Origin of the sequence: Gordonia westfalica, assembly GCF_900105725.1 — a bacterium.
GTDB classification, from domain to species: Bacteria; Actinomycetota; Actinomycetes; order Mycobacteriales; family Mycobacteriaceae; genus Gordonia; species Gordonia westfalica.
In genome coordinates this window covers 4,205,921-4,228,988 of the sequence record NZ_FNLM01000034.1, presented here as the reverse complement: position 1 = coordinate 4,228,988, position 23,068 = coordinate 4,205,921, and the positions used below count along the sequence as shown (strand labels likewise).

At 67.0% G+C, this 23,068-nt stretch carries 24 protein-coding genes; 13 read left to right on the top strand and 11 right to left on the bottom strand.

The features are described 5' to 3' along the window. Window positions 1–87 precede the first annotated feature (87 nt). The 5 genes from BLU62_RS24855 (at window position 88) to BLU62_RS24835 (ending at window position 7,080) form a co-directional block, all read left to right on the top strand. The gene (locus tag BLU62_RS24855; protein ID WP_074852512.1) at window positions 88–1,821 is read left to right on the top strand and encodes an ABC transporter ATP-binding protein; all 1,734 of its coding nucleotides are present in this window, start codon (window positions 88–90) and stop codon (window positions 1,819–1,821) included. Continuing rightward, window positions 1,818–3,737, top strand: a complete 1,920-nt coding sequence (locus BLU62_RS24850; protein WP_074852511.1) for an ABC transporter ATP-binding protein — start codon at window positions 1,818–1,820, stop codon at window positions 3,735–3,737. The genes BLU62_RS24855 and BLU62_RS24850 overlap by 4 nt, the downstream gene beginning before the upstream one ends. Window positions 3,738–3,875: 138 nt before the next feature. Beyond that, a complete protein-coding gene (locus BLU62_RS24845) occupies window positions 3,876–4,829 on the top strand; it encodes a LysR family transcriptional regulator (protein ID WP_074852510.1) in 954 nt (317 codons plus the stop codon). 229 nt (window positions 4,830–5,058) lie between these two features. After that, window positions 5,059–6,030: a putative oxygenase MesX gene (locus BLU62_RS24840; protein ID WP_074852509.1), complete on the top strand. Its 972-nt coding sequence runs from the start codon at window positions 5,059–5,061 to the stop codon at window positions 6,028–6,030. Window positions 6,031–6,054: 24 nt separating this feature from the next. Beyond that, window positions 6,055–7,080 carry a methionine synthase gene (locus tag BLU62_RS24835; RefSeq protein WP_074852508.1) on the top strand — a complete coding sequence of 342 codons (1,026 nt, stop codon included), beginning with the start codon at window positions 6,055–6,057 and terminating at the stop codon, window positions 7,078–7,080. Between the two features lie 84 nt (window positions 7,081–7,164). On the opposite strand, the gene BLU62_RS24830 is transcribed toward BLU62_RS24835, so the two are convergent. Further along, window positions 7,165–7,860, bottom strand: coding sequence for a hypothetical protein (locus BLU62_RS24830; protein WP_074852507.1), 696 nt, complete (start codon window positions 7,858–7,860; stop codon window positions 7,165–7,167). A 45-nt stretch (window positions 7,861–7,905) separates the two neighbouring features. On the opposite strand from BLU62_RS24830, the gene BLU62_RS24825 reads away from it, so the two are divergent. Continuing rightward, the gene (locus BLU62_RS24825; protein WP_074852506.1) at window positions 7,906–8,478 is read left to right on the top strand and encodes a YdeI/OmpD-associated family protein; all 573 of its coding nucleotides are present in this window, start codon (window positions 7,906–7,908) and stop codon (window positions 8,476–8,478) included. A gap of 5 nt (window positions 8,479–8,483) precedes the next feature. Here the strand turns inward: BLU62_RS24825 and BLU62_RS24820 are convergent, their stop codons facing one another. From BLU62_RS24820 to rnhA, 3 genes are read right to left on the bottom strand one after another with little or no spacing between them, the layout of a single operon-like run. Further along, window positions 8,484–9,275 carry an SDR family oxidoreductase gene (locus tag BLU62_RS24820; RefSeq protein ID WP_074852505.1) on the bottom strand — a complete coding sequence of 264 codons (792 nt, stop codon included), beginning with the start codon at window positions 9,273–9,275 and terminating at the stop codon, window positions 8,484–8,486. 59 nt (window positions 9,276–9,334) lie between these two features. After that, a complete protein-coding gene (locus BLU62_RS24815) occupies window positions 9,335–10,246 on the bottom strand; it encodes a D-isomer specific 2-hydroxyacid dehydrogenase family protein (RefSeq protein ID WP_074852504.1) in 912 nt (303 codons plus the stop codon). Further along, the gene (gene rnhA / locus BLU62_RS24810; RefSeq protein ID WP_074852503.1) at window positions 10,243–10,731 is read right to left on the bottom strand and encodes a ribonuclease HI; all 489 of its coding nucleotides are present in this window, start codon (window positions 10,729–10,731) and stop codon (window positions 10,243–10,245) included. The genes BLU62_RS24815 and rnhA overlap by 4 nt, the downstream gene beginning before the upstream one ends. A gap of 119 nt (window positions 10,732–10,850) precedes the next feature. On the opposite strand from rnhA, the gene BLU62_RS24805 reads away from it, so the two are divergent. From BLU62_RS24805 to BLU62_RS32970, 4 genes are all read left to right on the top strand, one after another. Next, window positions 10,851–11,618: a methyltransferase domain-containing protein gene (locus BLU62_RS24805; protein ID WP_074852502.1), complete on the top strand. Its 768-nt coding sequence runs from the start codon at window positions 10,851–10,853 to the stop codon at window positions 11,616–11,618. 295 nt (window positions 11,619–11,913) lie between these two features. Further along, window positions 11,914–13,209 (top strand): glycoside hydrolase family 183 protein, encoded by a 1,296-nt coding sequence (locus BLU62_RS24800; RefSeq protein ID WP_074852501.1) that lies wholly within the window; start codon window positions 11,914–11,916, stop codon window positions 13,207–13,209. Between the two features lie 22 nt (window positions 13,210–13,231). Then, window positions 13,232–13,774 carry a DUF1697 domain-containing protein gene (locus tag BLU62_RS24795; RefSeq protein WP_074852500.1) on the top strand — a complete coding sequence of 181 codons (543 nt, stop codon included), beginning with the start codon at window positions 13,232–13,234 and terminating at the stop codon, window positions 13,772–13,774. A gap of 80 nt (window positions 13,775–13,854) precedes the next feature. Next, window positions 13,855–14,028: a hypothetical protein gene (locus BLU62_RS32970; RefSeq protein WP_159441581.1), complete on the top strand. Its 174-nt coding sequence runs from the start codon at window positions 13,855–13,857 to the stop codon at window positions 14,026–14,028. Between the two features lie 3 nt (window positions 14,029–14,031). On the opposite strand, the gene BLU62_RS24790 is transcribed toward BLU62_RS32970, so the two are convergent. From BLU62_RS24790 to BLU62_RS24775, 4 genes are all read right to left on the bottom strand, one after another. Next, window positions 14,032–14,508, bottom strand: coding sequence for a hypothetical protein (locus BLU62_RS24790; protein WP_074852499.1), 477 nt, complete (start codon window positions 14,506–14,508; stop codon window positions 14,032–14,034). A 55-nt stretch (window positions 14,509–14,563) separates the two neighbouring features. Then, window positions 14,564–15,835, bottom strand: a complete 1,272-nt coding sequence (locus tag BLU62_RS24785; RefSeq protein WP_074852498.1) for an acyl-CoA dehydrogenase family protein — start codon at window positions 15,833–15,835, stop codon at window positions 14,564–14,566. 49 nt (window positions 15,836–15,884) lie between these two features. Further along, on the bottom strand, window positions 15,885–17,279 hold the full coding sequence (locus BLU62_RS24780; RefSeq protein ID WP_074853263.1) for a phosphotransferase family protein: 1,395 nt from the start codon (window positions 17,277–17,279) through the stop codon (window positions 15,885–15,887). A 119-nt stretch (window positions 17,280–17,398) separates the two neighbouring features. Further along, a complete protein-coding gene (locus BLU62_RS24775; RefSeq protein WP_074852497.1) occupies window positions 17,399–17,767 on the bottom strand; it encodes a YybH family protein in 369 nt (122 codons plus the stop codon). Between the two features lie 100 nt (window positions 17,768–17,867). Between BLU62_RS24775 and BLU62_RS24770 the strand changes: the two genes are divergently transcribed. Next, the gene (locus BLU62_RS24770; protein WP_074852496.1) at window positions 17,868–18,743 is read left to right on the top strand and encodes a LysR family transcriptional regulator; all 876 of its coding nucleotides are present in this window, start codon (window positions 17,868–17,870) and stop codon (window positions 18,741–18,743) included. A 10-nt stretch (window positions 18,744–18,753) separates the two neighbouring features. On the opposite strand, the gene BLU62_RS24765 is transcribed toward BLU62_RS24770, so the two are convergent. Genes BLU62_RS24765 through BLU62_RS24755 form a run of 3 tightly spaced genes read right to left on the bottom strand, consistent with a single transcriptional unit; the run spans window position 18,754 to window position 20,668 of the window. Then, window positions 18,754–19,530 (bottom strand): hypothetical protein, encoded by a 777-nt coding sequence (locus BLU62_RS24765; RefSeq protein ID WP_074852495.1) that lies wholly within the window; start codon window positions 19,528–19,530, stop codon window positions 18,754–18,756. A 17-nt stretch (window positions 19,531–19,547) separates the two neighbouring features. Further along, window positions 19,548–19,988 carry a CoA-binding protein gene (locus tag BLU62_RS24760; RefSeq protein WP_074852494.1) on the bottom strand — a complete coding sequence of 147 codons (441 nt, stop codon included), beginning with the start codon at window positions 19,986–19,988 and terminating at the stop codon, window positions 19,548–19,550. A 56-nt stretch (window positions 19,989–20,044) separates the two neighbouring features. Further along, window positions 20,045–20,668, bottom strand: a complete 624-nt coding sequence (locus BLU62_RS24755) for a TetR/AcrR family transcriptional regulator (RefSeq protein ID WP_074852493.1) — start codon at window positions 20,666–20,668, stop codon at window positions 20,045–20,047. A 105-nt stretch (window positions 20,669–20,773) separates the two neighbouring features. Here BLU62_RS24755 and BLU62_RS24750 point away from each other — a divergent pair, with 105 nt between their 5' ends. Then, the gene (locus BLU62_RS24750) at window positions 20,774–21,907 is read left to right on the top strand and encodes a phosphotransferase family protein (RefSeq protein ID WP_074852492.1); all 1,134 of its coding nucleotides are present in this window, start codon (window positions 20,774–20,776) and stop codon (window positions 21,905–21,907) included. Between the two features lie 4 nt (window positions 21,908–21,911). Next, the gene (locus tag BLU62_RS24745) at window positions 21,912–23,048 is read left to right on the top strand and encodes an Rv3169 family protein (protein WP_074852491.1); all 1,137 of its coding nucleotides are present in this window, start codon (window positions 21,912–21,914) and stop codon (window positions 23,046–23,048) included. Window positions 23,049–23,068: the final 20 nt, after the last annotated feature.

Here is a 23,068-nt window from a genome sequence, read left to right as displayed (position 1 = left end):
CGACGCACGTCACTTAGCGCAGGCAACTAGTCTGGCGCAGGTGATCGCAGTGACACCAGGCCCGCTCGCTCCGCTCCCGGCGCCCAGATGTTGACCCGCCTCATTCGTACGTACCTAGAGCGGTACCGCATCAACATCGTCATGGTGGTGTCGCTGCAGCTGGTGGCGACCGCGGCGATGCTGTACCTGCCGAGTCTGAACGCCGACATCATCGACAACGGCGTGGCGACCGGTGACACCGGCTACATCCTGCGCATCGGCGGGTGGATGCTGCTGGTGAGCGTCGTGCAGATCGTGGCGACGATCATCGCGCAGTTCTTCGGCGCCCGGGCCGCTCTCGGTGTGGGCCGCGACATCCGCGGCGATCTCCTGCACCGGGTGAACTCGTTCTCCGCCCGCGAGGTCGGCACCTTCGGCGCACCGTCGTTGATCACGCGAACGACGAACGACGTCCAGCAGGTGCAGATGCTGATCGTGATGAGCAGCGCGATCCTCGTGATGGCGCCCATCATGTGTTTCGGCGGCATCATCATGGGCATCCGCGAGGCCCCGGCACTGTGGTGGGTCATCGCGATCGCGGTGCCGATCCTCGGGCTGTCGATGGGTCTCGTCATCGCCCGCATGATCCCCGGTTTCCGCTCGATGCAGGAACGAATCGACGCGGTGAACCGGGTTCTGCGGGAACAGATCACCGGTATCCGCGTGGTGCGTGCCTTCGTCCGTGAAGAGCACGAGCGGAAGCGTTTCGCCGCCGCCAACGACCATCTCGCCGAGGCCACACTGCGGGTCGGCAAGCTGATGGCGCTGATGTTCCCCCTGGTCCTGGTGATCACGAACGTCACGATCGTCGCGGTCATCTGGTTCGGCGGGCACGCCGTGTCGGACGGCAGCGTCGAGATCGGCGCGCTCACCGCGTTGATGAGCTACGTGATGCAGATCCTGATGTCGGTGATGATGGCGTCGTTCCTGGCCATGATGGCTCCGCGCGCGGCGGTCTGTGCCGAGCGCATCACCGAGGTCCTCGACACCGAGACCTCGGTGCATCCGCCGCTCAACCCGATCGGCTTCTCCGGACATCCCGGCACCGTGGAATTCGACGACGCCGAGTTCCGCTATCCCGGCGCCGACGATCCGGTGTTGCGGGGCATCAGCTTCGGCGTGACACCGGGCACCACGACGGCCATCGTCGGATCGACCGGTTCCGGCAAGACGACGCTCCTCGGTCTCGTCCCCCGGCTCATCGACGCCACCGCGGGGACGGTGAGCGTGGGCGGCACCGACGTCAAGCGACTCGATCCCGACGAACTGCGGTCGGTGATCGGTCTCGTCCCGCAGCGCCCGTACCTGTTCTCCGGGACCATCCGGTCCAACATCCGGCACGGCAAGTCCGACGCCACCGACGAAGAGATCTGGGCGGCGCTGCGCATCGCGCAGGCCGAGGAGTTCGTCTCCGCGATGCCGGATGGCCTCGACACCAAGGTCTCGCAGGGTGGCACCACCGTCTCCGGCGGACAGCGGCAGCGGCTCGCGATCGCCCGCGCGCTGGTCCGCCGTCCCGCGATCTACCTGTTCGACGACTCGTTCTCGGCGCTCGACCTCACCACCGACGCCAAGCTGCGCGCGGCGCTGCGGCCCGCCACCCGGGACGCATCCGTGATCGTCGTCGCCCAACGCATCTCGACCATCGTCGACGCCGAGCAGATCGTCGTCCTCGACCGCGGCCGCATCGTCGGCATCGGCACACACGACGACCTGCTGGCGTCGTGTCCCACCTACGCCGAGATCGCCGAATCCCAGCTGGCCGTGGAGGAGCGCGCATGACCCGCCCGGGTGGACCGATGGCGGCCGGCGGCCCCGAATCCAAGCCCCGCTCGTTCTGGCCGTCGATCAAAAGGGTTGTCGCCCAGCTCGGTTCGTACCGCGGACTGATGACGGTCACCCTCACCTCGATCGTCGGCTCGGTGATCCTGCTGGCCATCGCGCCGCGCGTCCTCGGACATGCCACCGACCTCGTCTTCAACGGGGTCATCGGCCGCATGCTGCCGGCGGGCGTGTCGAAGGACCAGGCGGTCGGAGGTCTGCGCGCCCAGGGTGACGACACCTTCGCCGACATGGTCTCGTCGATGGATGTGACACCCGGCGTCGGAGTGGATTTCGGCGACGTCGGCCGAGTCCTGTTCATCACCTTCGCGATGTACGTCGTGGCGTCCGGGCTGGCCTGGCTGGCCGCATACCTGCTGAACATCGTCGTGGTCGAGACGATCCGGGAGCTGCGCGCCCGGGTCGAGGAGAAGGTCCACCGTCTGCCCCTGCGGTACTACGACACGATGCCGCGCGGTGAGCTGCTGAGCCGGGTCACCAACGACCTCGACAACCTGTCGCAGAGCATGCAGCAGACCGTCGCCCAGTTCGTGAACTCGGTGCTGACCGTGATCGCCCTGCTGGTGATGATGATCTGGATCTCGCCGCTGCTCGCACTGATCGCGGTCGCGACCGTACCGCTGGCGATCATCGCGACCGCCGTCATCGCGAAGCGTTCCAAGCCGCACTTCTCCGCGCAGTGGGCGTCGACCGGGGCTCTCAACGCCCAGGTCGAGGAGGCGTTCACCGGCCACGAGCTGGTCACCGCCTTCGGCCGTCAGCGCGAGATCGAGGCCACCTTCGACGAGCGCAACGAGAAGCTGTACCAGTCGAGTTGGCGTGCACAGTTCATCTCCGGCGTCATCATGCCGACCATCATGTTCCTCGGGAACCTCAACTACGTGGCCGTCGCCGTCGTCGGTGGCCTGCGCGTGGCGTCGGGTTCGCTGAGCCTCGGCGAGGTGCAGGCGTTCATCCAGTACTCACGCCAGTTCACGCAGCCGCTGACCCAGATCGGGTCGATGATCAATCTCATGCAGAGCGGTGTCGCCTCTGCCGAGCGCATCTTCGACATCCTCGACGCCGACGAGCAGACCCCGGACGTGGCGAACCCGAAGACCCCCGCGGTCGACAACGGGCTCATCGAGTTCGACGACGTCTCGTTCCGCTACGTCGAGGACAAGCCGCTGATCGAGAACCTCACCCTGACAGCGCGTGCCGGACACATGGTCGCGATCGTCGGGCCGACCGGCGCCGGCAAGACCACCCTGGTCAACCTGATCATGCGGTTCTACGACGTCGATTCCGGAACCATCCGTGTCGACGGCGTGGACTCGGCCGAGATGACCCGCGACGACCTGCGCGAGCGCACCGGCATGGTGCTGCAGGACTCGTGGCTGTTCGGCGGGACGATCTTCGACAACATCGCCTACGGCGACCCGTCCGCATCCCGCGAGGAGGTGCTCGAAGCCGCCCGGATGAGCCATGTCGACCACTTCGTCCGGACACTCCCGGACGGTTACGACACCGTTCTCGACGACGAGGGCGGCGGTGTCAGTGCCGGTGAGCGGCAGCTCATCACGATCGCCCGGGCGTTCCTCGCCCGGCCCACGATCCTCATCCTCGACGAGGCCACCAGCTCCGTCGACACCCGCACCGAGCTGCTCATCCAGAAGGCGATGGCCAACCTGCGCACCGATCGCACGAGTTTCGTGATCGCACACCGACTCTCGACGGTGCGCGACGCCGACGTGATCGTGGTGATGGAGGACGGCCACATCGTCGAGCAGGGCAACCATGAGGAACTCCTCGCCGCCCGCGGTGCATACTGCCGTCTCTACGAGAGTCAGTTCACCGGGGCGATCGAGGCGGGCTGAGCCGACCGCCACCCCGCCGACGGTTGTGGTCGACCAATCCGGACTTCGACCTGGGTTCCGTGTCCTCTGATCCGGCGTCGACGTCGAGGTGATCGCGCCCGACGCGGTTGACGTCGGTGGCTTCGTTAGTCTTCTGGAATGGCACGGCAGGCTGCGAGAGCGCTGCGGGGGATCACCCTGCAGCAACTGCGCTACTTCGTGGAGGTCGCCGCGGAGGGATCGATCAGTGCCGCGGCAGACATGCTCTATGTGGCTCAACCGACCATGTCCGCGGCGCTCAAGGACCTCGAAAGTCGGCTCGGACGTTCACTGTTCGTCCGCTCGAACCGGGGAGTCACTCTCACCGACGACGGGGCAGAGTTTCTCGGCTACGCGCGCCAGGTCGTCGAACAAGCGGAACTGCTGGAGCAGCGGTATCTCGGGCGCGGCCCCTCGCGCCGGCTCCTGGCCGTATCCACGCAACACTACTCATTCGTCGTCGATGCCTTTGCTCGCATGGTGAAAGCGTCCGACGCCGCCGAATACGCGTTCAGTCTTCGCGAGACCCGGACGTGGGACATCATCGAGGATGTTCGCACTCTGCGGAGTGAGGTCGGTGTGCTCTATCGCAACAGTTTCAACGCGAATGTGATCAACAAACTGCTCCGCGAAGCGGGGCTGACCTTTACGCCGATGTTCTTCACGGCACCGCACATCTTCATCGCCCGCACCAACCCGCTTGCGGGGAAAGAGATCGTCACGCTGGAGGATCTCGAAGACCTGCCGCGGCTGACGTTCGACCAGGGCGTGAACAACTCGTTCTACCTCGCCGAAGAAATCCTCTCCACACGTTCATCGAAGCAGGACATCCGCGTGAGCGACCGAGCAACCATCTTCAACCTGATGATCGGTCTCGGCGGTTACACCATCTCGACCGGCATCATCTCCGACGATCTGGATCCGTCGATAGTCGCTGTTCCGCTCGACGTGGACGAGCGCATCGAGATCGGTTGGATCGGGCATGCCTCGGTCTCGTTGACCGCCCAGGCCGAGCGATTCGTGGCGGAGATGCGCGATGTCGTCTCGAGCTTCGGAGTCGATCTCCTGACATAGCTGATTCCTATCCCCAGCTATCGCGAAGCGGAATTAGGCTATGGAAGCGCGCGTACTTACACTTCCTTCAATGCCGCCTCGGACCACCGGTTCCCGGGTGCCGTCGGCCTGACCCATCGGACCGTCACCATCGGGAACCCGGGTCGGAGTGCGGCGAAACTCAAACAGTGAACCGTGCGGTGGCGCCCGTCGCGCAACGCAGCGTAAACGATTGGGAATCTGATCAAACGTGACGAATGAATGTGTCTTCAGCATCAGCACGACTCGCTTCGACGAGGACTACACCCCGTCGAGCAACTCGCGCGAGACGACGAACTTCGCGAATCTCGCACGCGGCGAGGACCGTCGGCAGAACCTGCGCAACGCGGTGACGATGATGAACACCCGGGTCAATGAACTGCTCCACTGGGACAATTCGCGCGGCGACCGCTACGAACTCGAACTCGACATCGTCTCGGTGGACCTGCATCTCGCGTCGAAGGGGGTCGACGCCGCGTTCCCGATGATCGAGGTGCTCGACGTGAACATCGTCGAGACCGCCACGGGCACCCGCACCGAGGGCATCGTCGGAAACAACTTCTCCTCCTACATTCGCGACTACGACTTCAGCGTTCGGCTCCCCGGGCACCGGGCGAAGGGTGTCCCCAGCGACTTCGGCGACCTCCACGGACAGGTCTTTCAACGTTTCCTCGAATCGGACGAGTACCGCGAGAGGTTCTCCCAGTCGCCGGTCATCTGCATCAGCGTCTCGACGTCGCGGACCTACACCCGGCTCACGAACCACCACCCGATTCTCGGGGTGGAGTACGTGGCGGACGAGCTGTCGCTCACCGATGAGTACTTCGGGAAGATGGGGCTCGCGGTCCGCTACTTCATGCCTCCGGGTTCCGTTGCCCCGCTGGCCTTCTACCACCGCGGGGACCTGCTCAACGACTATTCGTTCGTCGCGCTCGCGGGAACGGTCGCGACGATGGAGACGTTCCAGAAGATCTACCGTCCCGAGATCTACAACGCGAACACAGCGGCGGGGCACGTCTACCGGCCGAGTCTTGACTACGGCAATTTCTCACTCCCGCAGGTAACCTACGACCGTCTCGAGCGCAACCGGCTCGCGACCACCCAGGGAAAGTTCACCGAGGTGAGTCTCATGAAACCGTATGGCGATGTGCTGCAGCGGTGGGCGACAAAGCAACCGGCCTGACCACCGAGACCTGAGGTATCCGAGATGAACACACTCCTGCCCACCACGATCGTCGGCAGCCTGCCCAAGCCCTCGTGGCTCTCCGAGCCCGAGAAGCTCTGGTCTCCGTGGAAGTTGCACGACGGCGAGCTGCGGGAAGGGAAGCTCGACGCCCAGACTCTCGCGGTGCACGATCAGAGCCTTGCCGGGCTCGACATCATCAGCGATGGTGAACAGACGCGTCAGCACTTCGTGACCACGTTCATCGAGCACCTCGGCGGCGTCGATTTCGATCGTCGCGAGACCGTGCGCATTCGTGACCGCTACGACGCGAGCGTCCCGACGGTCGTCGGCCCGGTGAGCCGCGAAGAGTCCGTCTTCGCAGAGGACGCGAAGCGTCTTCGCGCTGACACCGATCGGCCGATCAAGTGGGCCCTCCCGGGACCGATGACCATGATCGACACGCTCTACGACGACCACTACCGGAGTCGCGAGCAGCTCGCGTGGGAGTTCGCGACCATTCTGAACCAAGAAGCGAAGGACTTGGAGGCGGCCGGCGTCGACATCATCCAGATCGACGAGCCCGCGTTCAACGTGTTCTTCGACGAACTGAAGGACTGGGGTGTCGCAGCGCTCGAGCGTGCGACCGAAGGGTTGAACTGCAAGACCGCCGTTCACATCTGTTATGGCTACGGCATCAAGGCAAACACCGACTGGAAGGCGACGCTGGGGGCCGAATGGCGCCAGTACGAAGAGTCGTTCCCACTGTTGCAGCAGTCATCGATCGACATCGTGTCGCTGGAGAGTCACAACTCGCGGGTACCTGTCGAGGTGATCGAACTGCTTCGCGGAAAGACCGTCATGCTGGGAGCGATCGACGTGGCCGGCGACGCCATCGAGACGCCGGAGGAAGTCGCCGCCACTTTGCGCAGCGCCCTCCCCTTCGTCGACGAGGACAAGCTCTACGCCAGCGGGAACTGCGGCATGGCGCCGCTCGCTCGTGGCGTCGCACGGCAGAAGATGGTCGCGCTCGCCGAGGGCGCCGGCCTTCTTCGCAGAGAGCTCTCCTGACCTCAGACCGCGAAGGTGCGAGTGTCGGTGGCGGCTTCTCGCATCTGTCCTGGCGTCCGACCGCGCCCCTTTCATCAACGGTCGTCAGTCCCCGCGACCCCGCTCGAGCGCCCCGGCGATCTGTCGTTCGATGCGTTCCGCGGCGAGGGGCGGTACGTCGATGAGCCCATCGAGTTCGGCGCACGCCTTCTTGTAGGCGGACTGGCGTTCCGCGGCGGTGGCACCGGAGTCGGATGCGACGCTGATCAGCTTGCGGGCGCGGTCGAGGGCTTCCCGTTCGATCGGCGAGAAACCGGCCTGCTTGCGGCGTCGTGCCTCGCGTTCGGCGGCGTCGAAGGCCGCGGCGTAGTCGCCGACCGCCTCCCGGTAGTCGGCGAAGTCGGCCGGCGCGACCGTCGTCTCGGTGTCGCCGAGACGCGGGGCTTCGGGCCGCAGTTCCTCCGCGTGGACCCGCGCACGATGGAAGGCAAGGGTGAGCGGTTCCCGCATGTCGGTCATGAGCGGGTACTCGATCAGGGTGGCCAGGTCGAGTTCGTAAGCGAACCACTTCTCGTTGAGCGCATCGTGCTGTTTGAACGTCTTGCGTAGCTGCTCGACGGACGTCGTGGTCAGCTTCAGCTGTTCGGTCTGCGCGGTGGCCCTGATCCGGGCGAGCTCGATCTTGTCCTTGCGCCGCTTCTCGTTGTACTTCGCGATCGATCCGGCCCAGCCCCCGATGACTCCACCGATGGGGAAGATCAGCCACCAGTAGTCACGGGCGAAGTCGAGGATGCCGGTCACAGGTCAACTGTACCGAGACTAACGGTCCGCGATTAGGGTGAACGCATGGCCGATCCGGGCGCACCCCAGCTCGCTCTCGACACGCTGGACGAGTGGCGAGAGTGGTTGCGCGACAACCACCAGACCTCGCCGGGCGTGTGGCTGGTGTTCTGGCGCAAGGGTTCCGGACGCGAGCCCCTCGACTACGACGAGACGGTCCGTGAGGCGCTCTGCTGGGGCTGGATCGACGGCCACACACGCGTTTTCGACGAGGCCCGGCGCGGCATGTGGTTCACGCGACGCGGACGCAACAGTCCGTGGGCCGCGTCGAACAAGGCACGGGTCGCCGACCTCGTCGAGTCCGGACGCATGCAACCCGTCGGTCAGGCGGTGATCGACGACGCCAAGGCGCGTGGCCTGTGGACCATCTTCGACGACGCCGAGGCCGGGATCGAGTCCCCCGAACTCACCGCCGCCCTCGACGCCGATCCGGTGGCACGCACCAACTGGGATGCCTTCCCGCCCAGCGCCCGCAAGCAGGGTCTCGCCCAGATCGCACTGGCGAAGCGCCCCGAGACCAAGACCAAGCGGATCGCGACCATCGTCGAGCAGGCCGCGCGGAACATCCGCCCGTCCTGACTCGACTACAGATCCGGGATCGGGAGGTCCAGGTTCGGTGCGATGATCCCGCCGTCGACCTCGAGGATCTTGCCGGTCACGTATGCCCCCGCAGGCGAAGCGAGGTAGAGCGCGGCGGCGGCGATGTCCTCGGGTTCGCCGAGCCGGTGCATCGGGGTGGCGTTCTCGACCGCGGTACGCATCTCGTCGTTGCCGGCCACGATCTCCAGGGACGAGGTGAGGATCGCGCCGGGCGCGATGCCGTTCACCCGGATCTTCGGGTTCAGGTCCATCGCGGCGATCCGGGTGTAGTGCGCGAGAGCCGCTTTCGCGGTTCCGTAGGCGGCGTACGCACGACCGGGGACCCGGCCCACCGCCGAGGTGACGTTGATGATCGAGCCGTGACCGGTCGTCGCGAGCATCTGCTTGGCGCCGGCCACGACGAGGGCGTGGGCGTTGGCGACGTTGAAGTCGAAGGCGTCGACCAGGTGCTTGGGGGTCGTGTCGAGCAGCGGTCGCGGCATCGCACCGCCCACGTTGTTGACGATCGTGTCGAGTCGCCCGAACTCGTCGACCGCGGCCTGGGCGAGCGCCGCCGCGGCGTCGGCGTTGCTGAGGTCGACGGGGACGACGTGGGCCCGCCGCCCGGCGTCGGCGATCTGTCCCGCCACCTGGTCGAGGTCGAATTCGCTGCGCGCCGCGATCACCACGTCGGCACCGGCCTGCGCGAAGGCGACCGCGATGGCCGCACCCAGGCCGCGCCCGGCTCCGGTGACGACGGCGACATGGTCATCGATACGGAATCTGTCGAGAATCACTCCACGACCTTGCCACGAACCGTCGCAAAACGAGAACGTGTTCTAGAAACTGGTGGCGATCAGTAATCCCGTTCGGGGGTGACCACCGACAGCAGCTCGTCACCGGCCAGGAAACGACGCAGGTTCTCGCCCAGCCAGGGCGCGAACTCGCGCGTCAGACCCGACGCGGGGTTCGCGACATGGGGCGTGATGATGACGTTCGGCAACGACCACAGAGGGTGATCGTCCGCCGGCGGCTCGGGGTCGGTGACGTCCAGCGCGGCACCGGCGATCTCGCCGTCGACCAGCGCCTTGTACAAGGCCTCCTCGTCGACCAGCGGGCCACGCGCGATGTTCACAATCCATGCGTGACTCGGCAGTGCCGCAAGGCTTTCGGCGTTGATCATGTGTCGCGTCTCGGCGGTCGCCGGCGCGGCCAGCACCACGTGGTCGGCCGAGGCCCACACCGAGTCCAGTTCCGATGAGCGTCGAACCTCGTCGGCGCCCGGCACCTCGCGGCCCGATCGGTTCACCGCGACCACCCGCGCTCCGCACGCCTTCAGCCGCGGCCCCAGGGATGCCCCGATGCCGCCCGCCCCGATGATGGCGACCGTCGAGCCGTGCAGCGACCGCACCGACGTGTCGATCCGTTCCTTGTCCCAGTGCCGCACCACGGCGGTGTTGATCTGCCGGAGCCCGGCGAGGAGCAGCGCGAGCGCGTGCTCGGCGACGTTCTCGGCGTAGAAGCCGGACGCGTTGGTCCAGATCCGGCGGTCGTCGACGATCCCCGCGGTGAAGAAGTCCTCGATGCCCGCGGACTTCAGCGCCACCCATTCGACGGCGTCCGGCAGCTCGGGAAACTCGGCGGGAAGTCCGATCCAGACCAGCACGCGCGCCTCGTCGAGGCCGACGACCTTCCCGCCTGCGCTCTCGACCGCGGCGACGAGGTGCTCGTCGCGATTCGGCTCGATCGCGACGGGAACTGTGTTCATCGGGAGACCGCCCGGGCCGCGGTGGTGGCCAACTCGTCGGCGATCTCGTTGAAATGATCCCCGGCGTGGCCCTTCACCCATCGCCACTCCACCTCGTGGCGCTTCTCCTCCTCGATGAGGCGGCGCCACAGGTCGGCGTTCTTCACCGGCTTCTTGTCCTTGGTCTTCCAGCCGTTCGACTGCCAACCGGACACCCACTTCATGATGCCGTTCCGCACATAGGTGGAGTCGGTGTAGATGATCACCTTCGACGGCCTGGTCAGCGCGGCGAGTCCCTCGATGGCGGCGGTGAGTTCCATCTTGTTGTTCGTGGAGTCGGGTTCCGACCCGGAGATCCGCTTCTCGGTGCCCTTGTACCGCAGAACCGCGCCCCACCCGCCCGGGCCCGGGTTGCCCAGGCATGCGCCATCGGTGGAAATCTCCACGACTGCCTCACCATCGGCGCTGGTCGGATTCTCGGAAGAAGGGTTCGCGGGATCTGTCACGCAGGGAAGCCTACGTCAGCCCCACGACGACTCCCAAGACCGTTTCTTCGTGCAGAACCAGGCTGCGCCGATCTCAACCGACCGTGACACCGGCACCGCCGGACCCCTAGTGTGGACGCATGGCTGTCTGGGATCCGGCACGCTATCTGCAATTCGCCGACGACAGGTCGAGACCCTTCCTCGACCTGATCGCGCAGATCCCGACCAACCCGACGACGATCGTCGATCTCGGATGCGGCCCCGGACACCTCACCAAGCACCTGCGTGCACAGTGGCCGGCCGCCGAGATCCTCGGCATCGACGAGTCCGCGGCCATGATCGACCGCGCCATCAGCGACAACTTCGATCCACGCGCCAACTTCGACGTGGCCGACGTGATCGATTGGACTCCGCACCGCACGTTCGACCTGATGATCTCCAATGCGATGTTCCAGTGGGTGCCCGACCAGTTCGCGGTCATCGACCGCCTGTTGAGTCATCTCTCCGACGGTGGTGCCTTCGCGATCCAGGTCCCCAACGGCCGCGACGCCCCGTTCCGCACCGCGCTGGCCGACCTCGCCGCCGCCGAGCCGTTCGCCGAGTCACTGAGCGACGTCCGGCCCCTCCCGCGCCTCGACGCCGAGGACTACCTGCATTTCTTCGTCGAACACGGGTTCCGCGTCAACGCCTGGGAGACCACCTACCTGCACGACCTCGACGGCAACGACCCCGTCTTCGACTGGATCTCCGGAACCGGCGCCCGGCCGTACCTGCAGGCGCTACCCACCCACCAGCGCGAGGAGTTCGTCACCGAACTCAAACGCCGCCTCGCCGAGGCCTACCCCAAGCATGACTGGGGCACGCTCATGCCGTTCCGCCGAGCCTTCGCGGTCGCCACGCGCCCCTGACCCTCTCGCCACGAGCGCTCCTCGCGCCTCGTCGCCTGAGGCGTGCAGAGCGCACGCACTCACTCGTCGCCTGAGGCGTGAGGAGCGCACGCACCCACTCGTCGCCTGAGGCGTGAGGAGCGAAGCGACGAGCCACGAAGGCCTGGTGACCCCATCTCGCCGGCCCTCCGTGGCTCGCTCCGCTCGACCTCAGGGAGCGGGGAAAGTCACGCCCCGGTCAAGCTTTGGCCACCGCCACCGCTCGCACCTGCAACTTCTGCAACACTGCCAACAGCCGTAGCCACAGGGGGTCCGCATGTCCCGACGCAGCCATGAGCGCCTGCGCCCACTCTCGGGTGCCCGCCGAACCCTGATGATCGGCGGCGTGACCGTAGGACTCACCGCCGGACTCCTCTCCGCGGTGGCCTCGCCCGCCGCCGCGTCGGTCTGCGACGTCACCGGCATCACTGGCGGCGACGTCGGCAGTACCGGCAGCACCGGGTCCAGCGATCTCGGCTGGGGCAGCATCGATTTCGGCAGCTACCGGGCCGGCGGCAAGAAGCCCCAGGGTCCGTTGCCCAAACTCAGGGGTGCGACCACCGCCGTATCGTGGGTCACCGGACCACGTAGCCCGGAACGCACGGACACCCGTTTCGGCATCACCGCGACGGATGTCGGCGTCCCCTGGGACAACGGCTCGGGTCAGATCCTGATGGCGTTCGGCGACACCTGGGGCAAATGCGCCGGCCAGATGGTGTGGCGGCACAACACGATGCTCCGCAGCGACGCCAACTCGAACCTCGACAAGGCGATCCGCTTCCCGACCGCGATACCCGGATCGGTTCGCTCCGGCGCATCGGTGACGCCTGCGCATCCCACCTACTCGCAACCGATGTTCAACGCGGTGGGCGTCCGCAACATCGAGGTGGGACGCATCCCCACCGGCGGTGTCTCGATCAACGGCGTCCAGTTCCAGAGCTTCATGTCGATCCACAAATGGCTCGGCCCCGGACGCTGGAGTACCAACTACTCGGCGATCGCGGTGTCGCGCAACAACGGTCAGACGTGGACCGTCGACAACAACACGATCCGCGCGAACCTCGAGTTGACCGTGCCCGGCATACCGCAGATCGCGCAGGGCCACAGCCGCTTCCAGATGGGTGCCTTCCTGCGCAGCGGCGACTACATCTACCAGTACGGAACCCCCAACGGCCGGCAGGGTTCGGCGTTCGTCGCCCGCTTCCGGCCCGGCGACATCCTGAATCTCAGCCGCTACCAATACTTCCGGGGCGGTAATTCGTGGTCGCCGAACCCGGCCGACGCCGCGCCGATCATCGGCCGGCCGGTCAGCGAGATGTCGGTGGCCTACAACGACTACCTCGAGAAGTTCGTCATGCTCACCGAGCGCGCCGGCACCGTCATGATGCGCACCTCGCCGACCCCGGTCGGCCCGTGGAGCGGCGAACGCGTCCTCATCTCCAACCAGCAGTCCAGCGGGCTGTACACCCCGTACATCCACCCGCGCTCGAGCGGCAAGAACCTGTACTTCGTCGTGTCCCGCTGGGACGACTACAACGTGATGCTGGCACGCACCGACCTGTCGAAGTTGTGAGTCCGCCTGCCATCATGGAGCGGTGAGCAGCGAATCATCGACGACGCGCATCGTCCTCATCCGCGCGGTCAACGTCGGCGGCGCCACACTACCGATGGCCGAACTACGCCAGATCGCAACCGAACTCGGGGCGACCGACCCCTCGACGTACATCGCGTCGGGCAATCTCATCTGTTCGCCACCGGGTGACCCCGCCGAATTCGACCGTGCGCTCGAGCGCGCGATAGAGGAACGCTACGGTTTCTTCCGCGAGGTCATCAGTCGCACTCCCGACGAGGTGCGTACCGCGCTCGACGCCCACCCCTTCGAGATCATCGACGACAAGTACTCCTACGTCTACTTTCTCGTCGCCCGACCGGACGCCGACAAGGCTGCCGCGTTCGAGGAGAAGGACTTCGGCGATGACGTCCGGCGCGTAATCGGCGCCGATCTCCACATCCGCTACGCCGACGGCGCAGGCCGATCCAAGCTCACCGCACCTGCCATCGCCCGGGGCCTGGGCGTGCAGGGCACCGGACGAAACCTGCGTACGGTGCGGAAGCTGCTGGACCTCACCGAGGGCTGACGACCGAGCCCGGTGGCCGGACCGCGGGCACGAGCGTAGCGTCGGGACGAGGACACCGCGCACGTCGAGAGGAGTCCCTCGTGAACCAGCCGGTACCTCAGCCCCCTCCGCCACCCGACCCGATGCCCGCTCCGGAGCCGATCCCCGAACCGCCGCCGGAACCGCCGATCCCGGTGCCCACGCCGCCCCCGGCGCCCGATCCGCAACCGGGACCGCCCGATCCGGATCCGCCGCCGCGGCCGGTCGTGATCTGAGCGTCAGCCCCGCGACAGCAGCCGCGAGACGTGATCGAGTTCGGCCAGCTGATCCGACTTCGGCGCCTCCCACAGCTTCTTGGGCAGCCCCTCGAGAACCTTGACCGCCGACTCGGCGCCGTCGAGCACCTCGGTGGCCTCGTCGCGGCCCGCTTCGGATGCGGCGATGAGCCGATCGTCGAGTTCGAAGACCGCGTCGTCCAGCCGGTCGCGCGCCGCCACGAGTTCCTCGTCGAGCGGAATGGCGGGGTTGGCGTGGACATCAGCGATCGCATACCGAATGCGTCGGTGCAGCAACGCCTCTCGCGTGTTGTCGGTGGTCCAGCTCTCCGGCGCGCGGCCGGGCCGGCCGGGGATGAGGTCGGTCGACCGCGCGAAGTTGCGCACCCGTTTGTCCGAGTCCCAGGCGAACCACGCCGCCCCGCCCAGGACGAACAGGGCGACCACCACGGTCGCGACGATGATGATGACCGCGATCATGACCTGACCTCGCCCGGCACGTTTCGCACACGATCTCGCATACCGCCCAGCCTACTCAGGACGAACGCACTCCCTTGGGCGCCTTGCCCGACATGAAACCGAACAGGTACCCGGCGACGCGTCGCATCTGGATCTCGTCGGCACCTTCGGTGATCCGGTATCGCCGGTGGTGACGGTAGATGTGTTCGAACGGTTCGTGCCGCGAGTACCCGCGTCCGCCGAACACCTGCATCGCCTGGTCGGCGGCGTCGCAGCACAGCCGGTTGGCCTGATAGTTGCACATCGAGACCTCCGCCGACGCGGCGAAGTTGCCGTACGTGTCCATCTTCCAGGCCGTCTCCCGGATGAGCGCGCGGATCATCGCGCAACGCGTGTGCAGGTCGACGAGCGGGAACTGGATGGCCTGGTTGGTCGAGAGCTTCTTACCGAACGGCGCCCGCTCGTTGGCGTACTCGACCGCGCGGTCCACGCAGTACTGTGCGGCACCGAGACTCGACGCGGCCTGCCGAATCCGGTTCTCGTTGAAGAAGTGCTGAACCACCTGCAGGCCGGCGCCCTCCGCGCCGAACACCGCCGAATTCGGCACCCGCACGTCGCGCAGGCTGATGTGCGCGTGATCGGTGGGCATGTTGAACGTCCACAGGTACTCCTCGACGGCGAACCCGGGCGCCTGCGGGTCGACGAGGAACGCCGTGATGCCGCGCGCATCGCCGGGTTCCCCGCTCGTCCGGGCGAAGACGATGTCCCGGTGGGCGGCGTGGATGCCGGTGTTCCAGGTCTTCTCGCCGTTGATGATCCAGTCGTCGCCGTCGCGGACTGCGGTCGTCTCCATGTACGTCGCATCGGAGCCGTGCTCCGGTTCGGTGATCCCGAACGCGAAGAACCTGGTGCCGGCGGCGAGACCCTCGACCCACTCCTCCTGCTGCTCGGGAGTGCCGTACTCCAGCATCAGGAGGAGCCCGATGTTGTTGCCGACGATGGCGTGCTCGTTCTGCAGGTCGCAGTGCAGGCCCAGGCCTTTCGACGCGAGGTGCTCGCGGATGATCGCCATGGCGAGGTTCGATCCGTCGCGACCGCCGAACTCCGCGGGGAACGGGTAACGGAAGTGTCCGGCGGCATCGGCACGACGACGCGCCTCGCCCAGCAGCGCTTCCCACTCGTGGTTGGGCAGACCACCCCGGTCCCAGTCCGTGCGGGAGTCCTCGCGCCGGTGGTCGAAGAACCGGATGTTGTCGTCGGCCTGCTCGAGGGGCTTGATCTCCGCCTCGATGAAGGCGTCGAGCTCATCCAGGTAGTCGCTCAGCGACTCGGGCAGTGCGAAGTCCACGGTGAATCCTTCTCGCTAGTGATCGGGGTTTCTGGGGCCGGGCGTGCGGTTACGGATGTGGGACCGCAAAGTACTTCGGATTGGCGACCAGTAACCGCGCCCGCACGTCGGCCGCGATCGCCGCGCGCACCTTCTCGTCGGCGCCGTCGAGTTCGCCGGATCGCAGGGCGTCGCACAGTGCGCGCTGATCGGCGACACCCAGCGCGGCCAGCCGTTGTGCGCTCTCCGCCGCGTGGGTGGCGCCGAGCAGCACCTGGCGTCGAACGACGTCCACGACGTTGCCGGCAACCCTGGTGTGGAACTTGACCTGCGGTGACATCTCGCCGGTCACGGAGTCGGAGCGGAGGAACTCGCCGAGCGCTTCGAGCAACTCGAGCGAGGACGGCGACCCGTGCGGCTCCTCGTCGGGCCCAGGGGTTTCGACGGTCAGCGGGTCCGTGACCACCTCCGGCGACACGATCCCCAGATCGAGCAGGGCGTCGAATTCCTGTTCGGCACTTCGCCGTCCGATTGCAGCGAGTTCGACGGACCGTTCGATGCCGTCGAGGTGGCGGGACGCCTGCAGCGCGCAGATCAGACCCCACCGGACGGTCGCGTACAGCTCCCACCAGCGCAGCGCCTCCTCGGTGGGTCGCCACCCGGCCACCTCCGCATAGGCGTCGAGAAGCGCAGCGCGCTCACCCATCCCGGCGACCGGGGTGGAACCGCCGAATCGCCAGGCCTTGGCGCACAACCAGCCGAGGTCCTCGACCGGGTCACCGATGTGGACCAGTTCCCAATCGAGCACTGCCGCAACACCATCAGCGTCGACGAGGAGGTTGCCGAGCCGGAAGTCGCCGTGGACGACGCAGGTTCGGGGTGACGACGGCGGTGGATTGGCCACGAGCCACTGGGTCGCGAGGACCAGCCCCGCCGGCATCGCGTCGAATTCACGCGGGAACAGTTCGCGAAGCGCATCGATGGGGTCGACGAGTTCTTCGAGGCCGGGCGTCTGCGCGGCGTCGATCCGGTGGACGCGCGCCAGGATCCCGCCGCACTGTCCGACGAACCGCTCGCGCGCGGAAGCGTAGGTGTCGTCCCGGAGAATCCGACGCGGGATCGACTCGCCGCCGATGAAATTCATTGCCAGATAGGGAAACCCGAGAACACTGTCGTCATCGAGACCGGCGTCGAGGATCTTCGGCACCGGGACCCCGGCGTCGGCGGCGGCCTTCAGGACCTCGGCCTCGGCGCCCAATCCGCCGTCGTCCTCCGCGGCCGGTACGGCGCGGATGATGATCGGTTCCGGCGTGCCCGCATCATCGACGACGGTCGCGGCGTAGGTCGCACGGCTCGCCCCCGCGGGCAGTTGCCGGGCGGAATCGACCGACACCCTGGTGCCTCGCGTCGTGCTGAGACGTTCGGCGACTCGTGCGGCCAGGTCCCGGGCCTCATGCACTCCCACGCAGATCCATCCCTTCACGCGCCGCCCGGTGGTCGACGCCATCACCGGTGTAGTCCCCGACACAGCGAAGCTAGCACGGAAGCTGAATCCGCTGTCAGAAATCTCCGGAGCAGCCTGGGTCAGCGCGTCGGGGCCTGGAACTCCGGCTGATCGATGATGCGCACCCACGATCCGTCGGCGCGCCGGGTCACCACCTGAGCTCGCGCACCCGCGCCGTCGCGCGGCGGGGTGGAGGTCAGGGCCAGGTCGTCCCCGAAGACGAGCGTCGGCAACGGCGGCTCCGGGACGAAGGTCGGGCGGTGTTCGAGTACCGATGCCCAGAGGTCGCGAATGGCCGCGCGACCTCTGGTCACCTGCCCCGGAGGAAACGCCATGACAGCGTCCTCGTGATAGAGCGAGGCCACCGCGTCGGCGTCGCCGGCGTTCGAGTACTCGACGAAGAGCCTGGTGAGGTCTTCGGGGGTCTGGGCGGTCTCGTGAGTGGTCATGGCCGTTCCTCTCCTCCGGATGTGCTGGTACCTCCCACCGTCCACCGCAAGGAGAAGTAAGTCCAACTGATGGATATGATCGTGACTATCATCGACAGTTATGGAGATGCGGCAGCTCGAGTACTTCGTGGCGGTGGCCGATGAGGAGGGTTTCACCGCCGCGGCGCACCGGGTGCACACCACCCAGCCCAACATCAGCGCGCAGATCCGCGGCCTCGAACGCGAACTCGGCGCGGCGCTCTTCGACCGGTCGGGACGGTCGGTCCGTCTCACCGATGCGGGACGCGCAGCTCTCCCGAGTGCACGCGCGGCACTGGCGGTCGCCCGGGACGTGACCCACGCGGTGTCCGAGGTGCGCGGCCTGCTTCGCGGGAGCCTGTCGGTGGGCATGGTCGAGGGGTGCACCATGGCACCACTGTTCACCGCTCTGGGCACCTTCGGTTCCGCCCACCCGAAAGTCGCTCTCAGCCTGCGTGAATCCCCGTCGGACCGGCTCATCGCAGCGGTCGCCGACGGCACTATCGACGTTGCGCTCGCCGGCTACGGCGACGAATTGCCGCGCGGCGTCGACTCATTCACCGTCATCTCCGAACCCCTCGTCGCGGTGATGCCGGCCAATGCGTCGTTCGGGGCGAAGGCGAACCTCGACGACCTACGGCAACACTCGCTCATCTGCCTGCCGCGCGGCGCCGGAATCCGATCCGTCTTCGACGACGCGGCGGCGACCCGGGGCGGCCCCATCCGTCCGGCCATCGAGGCGTCATCCCCGGACGCCATCGTCGAGTTGGTGTGCAGCGGCATGGGTATCGGCATCCTCAGCGCCTCCATCGCAGCCGCTGACGAACGGGTGACCGGACTCCCCATCGAGGGCGTCGACGTCGACGCCCGGCTCGGGTTCGTGTGGAGGGGCGACCCGTCCCCCGCGACGCGACGGTTCGTCGAACTCACCCGGGAGGCCTTCGCCGCCCCGGAGTGAGCGCGCGACCTCAGCTCGCCAGCGCGTCCCCGGTCTCGTCCGCCGGCTTCTCCGGTACCGCGGGGTCCACCGAATCGTCGGTCGGCTTCCCGGCGATCCAGTCGCCGATACTCAATCCCCGGCGCCCCCAACGCTTGTCGAAGTGCCGCGCCCGCGCGGTCGCCTTCTCCAGTTTCTTCGGTGAGTAGCGGCGCCGGGCCCAGGTGGACCTCGGTCGTGCCAGGCGAATGGCACCGACCCAGGCGAAGATCGGGATGAACACACCCACGATCGCCGTCGAATACTTGCCCTTCACCACGCAGAAGATCGCACACGCGATGTTGATCGGCGCGGTCAGGGCGAAGGCCACCGGCCCGAACTCGACGTCGGTCTCGGCGTTGAAGGGGTTGAAGCCGAGGAGGACCATTCCCAGCGCGGCCACCGTCAACGCGACGACCTGAACCGAGAGTTGGCCCTCGCGTGACCAGTACACGTCCTGGAGGCGGAGGATCAGGGCGAACTCGTCGAGCACCAGCGAGGCGCCGATACCGACCAGGACAGCACTGATCGACGCACCCGGTTCGGCACCGTACACACCGACGGAGACGAACGCCCCGACGAGCAGGAGGACCAGTCCCGGAACCATGTGGTGGACATGGAGACCGCCGGAGACGTTGTTCTTGAACGGCCCCTTGCCGGCCCGGATCAGGCGCGTGATCACCCGCGTCACGACAAACGTCACCGTGAACGAGGCGAACAGCAGGAACAGTGGAAGTCGTTGATGGGTCAGATCATCGAGGAATTCCACCGTTCACTCACTCCTCGTCATGCGGGCACGATGCCCGTGCGCCGCTGCTCGATGATCAGGCAGCGGTCCTCGACGTAGAGCAGTCCGGCGTCCTCGGCGATCTTCCGTGCCTCGTCCGAACGGATTCCGAGCTGCAGCCACAGCGCCGTCGCACCGGCCTCGACCGCGGCACGCGCCACCTCGGCGCACTCCGGACCCGGACGGAACACGTCGACGAGGCCGACCTGCTCGGGAACGTCCGCGAGGGACCGGTACACCTTCTCGCCGACGATCTCGTCGGCGGTCGGGTTCACCGGGATGATCCGCCACCCGAGGTGCTTCATGTGCGCAGGCACCTCGTTGGCGGGCTTGGCGGTATTGGCGCTGGCACCCACGACGGTGATGGTGTCGTAGGTGGACAGGATCTTCTCGACGATCTCGTCCGTGGTGCGGGGGCCGGCGGAGTCAGGGGTAGCCATTCACCGAGTGTATGTGGTGGTCGTTGACGATTCGGCAGGTCAGGGGTTCCGGGACGTCAGCGCATCACGCCGTGAAGCACGATGGCCACCAACCGCTCGGTCCAGGCGTCGTCGAACTCCCGGTCGCGGAGCAGCAATACGTGCAGCATCGCCGCTCCCCCGACGACCTCGATGAGTCGGTCCGGGTCGACGTCGGGGTGCACCTCACCCCGCTCCACCGCGACGACCAGACGCTCACGCAATCCGCCGAAGACCTCGGCGAAGCCGGCATGGACGCGGCCGGCGAGGGCCGAATCGGCGGCCATGTCGGCGATCAGGCCGGGCAGCGCGACGCGGGTCACCGGTCGGGCGAACAGGTCCCGAGCCGCGTCCACCATCGTCCGCAGATCGGTCTCCATCTCCCCGCTCGACGGCGGCAGACGCGTCATCTGCGCGAACACCACATCGTGCACGAGTTCGGCCTTACCCGACCATCGCCGGTACAGGGCCGTCTTGGTGGTGCCCGCCCGCTCGGCGACGGCGACCATCGTCAGTCGGCGATACCCCACTTCGACGACGAGTTCGGCCGCGGCGTCGAGCACCGCGGAGTCGATCCGCGCGTCGCGGGGACGCCCGGCGATGGTCTCCGCGAGCTCGACACCGACACCATCGACGCCGACGCCGTCAACACCGGCACCCATGCGACCAACTCTCGTAGCAGTCGCGACTTTCCCCAAGTCCCTGCGAGCCCCGCGACCGGTCTGCTGTCATTACGCTACTCACCGTAGCGAATTCTGGGGGTGCCCGTGGCCACTGATCCCACCGTCGAACACATCGACCACCTACAACGCTCCAGCCGGGACAACGCCTCGGTCCCGGACGTCCTCGCCGCCTGGCTCGCCGAGCAACCCGACACACCCGACACCACTCCGGAGGTGACGGTGGCCGCGGGTGGCGACGCCAACGGCATGTCGTCGGAGACGATCCCGGTCTCGGCGACCTGGCCGGGCTCCGACACCAGACACTGGGTGATGCGGATGGCGCCCTCCGCCGGCGACATCCCGGTGTTTCGCACATACCGGATGGACCATCAGTTCGAGGTCATGCGCAAGGTCGCCGAACTGACCGACGTGCCGGTGCCGCGGGTCCACCACCTCGAGCCGACGGGGTCGTTGCTCGGTGCGCCGTTCTTCCTCATGGACCGGATGGAAGGCGACGTTCCTCCCGACGTCATGCCGTACACCTTCGGCGACAACTGGTTCGCCGATGCCGCCCCCGCCGATCGGCGTCGTGCCCAGGACTCCGCGATCCACGTCATCGCCGACCTCCACGCCATCCCCGACGCGGCCGACCACTTCGGTTTCCTCCTCGACGACCTACCCGCGGGGGATTCAGTCCTGTCGCGACTGCTCGCGTGGCTGCACGACTGGTACGACCTCTCGGTCGAGGGAATCGGCCGCTCCCCCCTCGTCGAACGCGCGTTGACGTGGCTCAGCGCGAACTTCCCCGACGACGCCGCATCCGCCGACCCCGTGCTGTCGTGGGGCGACTCCCGACTGGGCAACATGATGTTCGTCGACTTCGCCCCGACCGCCGTACTCGACTGGGAGATGGCGCGAATCGGACCACGCGAACTCGACGCCGCGTGGGTGATGTTCGCGCACAGCGTCTTCCAGGAGCTCGCCACGATGGCCGGACTCCCCGGCCTGCCTGACCTCCTGCGCGAGGAGGACGTCCGCGCAACCTATCTGGAGAGGACTGGGGCCCGGCTCGGTGACCTGCGCTGGTTCTACGTCTACGCCGCGGTGCAGTGGTGCTGCGTGTTCATGCGCACCGGTGCCCGACGCGTGCACTTCGGCGAACTCGAGCATCCCGACGACGTCGACGGCACGCTCTTCTACCACCGTCCGCTGCTCGAACGTCTCCTCGAGGAGGACTGATCGCATGTCCGGTCTCGGACCGCTCGACGAGTTCCCGATTCATCAACTGCCACAACCGATCTCCTGGCCGGCGAACTCCGACCGCAACTTCTATGATCGCGCGTACCTCAACGCCCACGACCGCAGCGGCAAGATCTTCCTGATCACCGGAATCGGCTATTACCCCAACCTCGGGGTCAAGGACGCCTTCGTCCTCATCCGGCGCCGGCAGCCCGACGGCCCGGACACCCAGACCGCGGTGCACCTGTCCGACGCCATCGACGGGGATCGTCTCGACCAGCATGTCGGCGGGTACCGGTTGGCCGTCGACGAGCCGCTGCGCACACTGCATCTCACGCTCACCGAGACCGAGGGCATCGCCGTCGACCTGCACTGGGAGGGCCTGTTCGACCCGCTTCTGGAGCAGCCCCACATCATGCGTCAGGGCGCGAAGGTCACGCTCGACGCGCAGCGCTTCGCCCAGGTGGGCACCTGGCGCGGGTCCATCACCGTCGACGACGAACACATCGAGGTCGACCCGTCCACGTGGATCGGCACCCGCGACCGGTCCTGGGGCATCCGGCCCGTCGGCGAGCCGGAACCCGCAGGGCGACCGTCCGATCCGCCCTTCGAGGGCATGTGGTGGCTGTACGTGCCGATGTCCTTCGACGATTTCCAGCTCGTCCTGATCGTCCAGGAGGATCCCAGCGGATTCCGTACCCTCAACGATTGCTCCCGCGTGTGGAAGGACGGCCGCGTCGAGCAACTGGGATGGCCGCGGATCTCCGTGCACTACGCCTCCGGAACCCGGATACCAACCGGGGCAACCATTTCCGCGACCGGATCGGATGGCTCGGCAGTGACGTTCGAGGTGGAGTCACTGCTGCCCGTCCCGATCCACGTCGGCGGCGGCTACGGCGGCGACCGCGACTGGACCCACGGAGTGTGGCGCGGGGAGAATTTCACCGAGCGACTAACCTACGACATGACCAGCCCGGAGGTCGTCGGCCGAATCCCGTTCGGCGTCATCGACCACGTGGGCCGGGCGGTCTGCCGGGAAGGCGACGGCACGACCCGCACGGGGTGGGGTCTGTTCGAGCACGGTGCGCTCGGCCGCCACGACCCGTCCGGCTTCGCCGACTGGCTCGACGTGGCCCCCTGACCGACGCCCGATCGCGACTT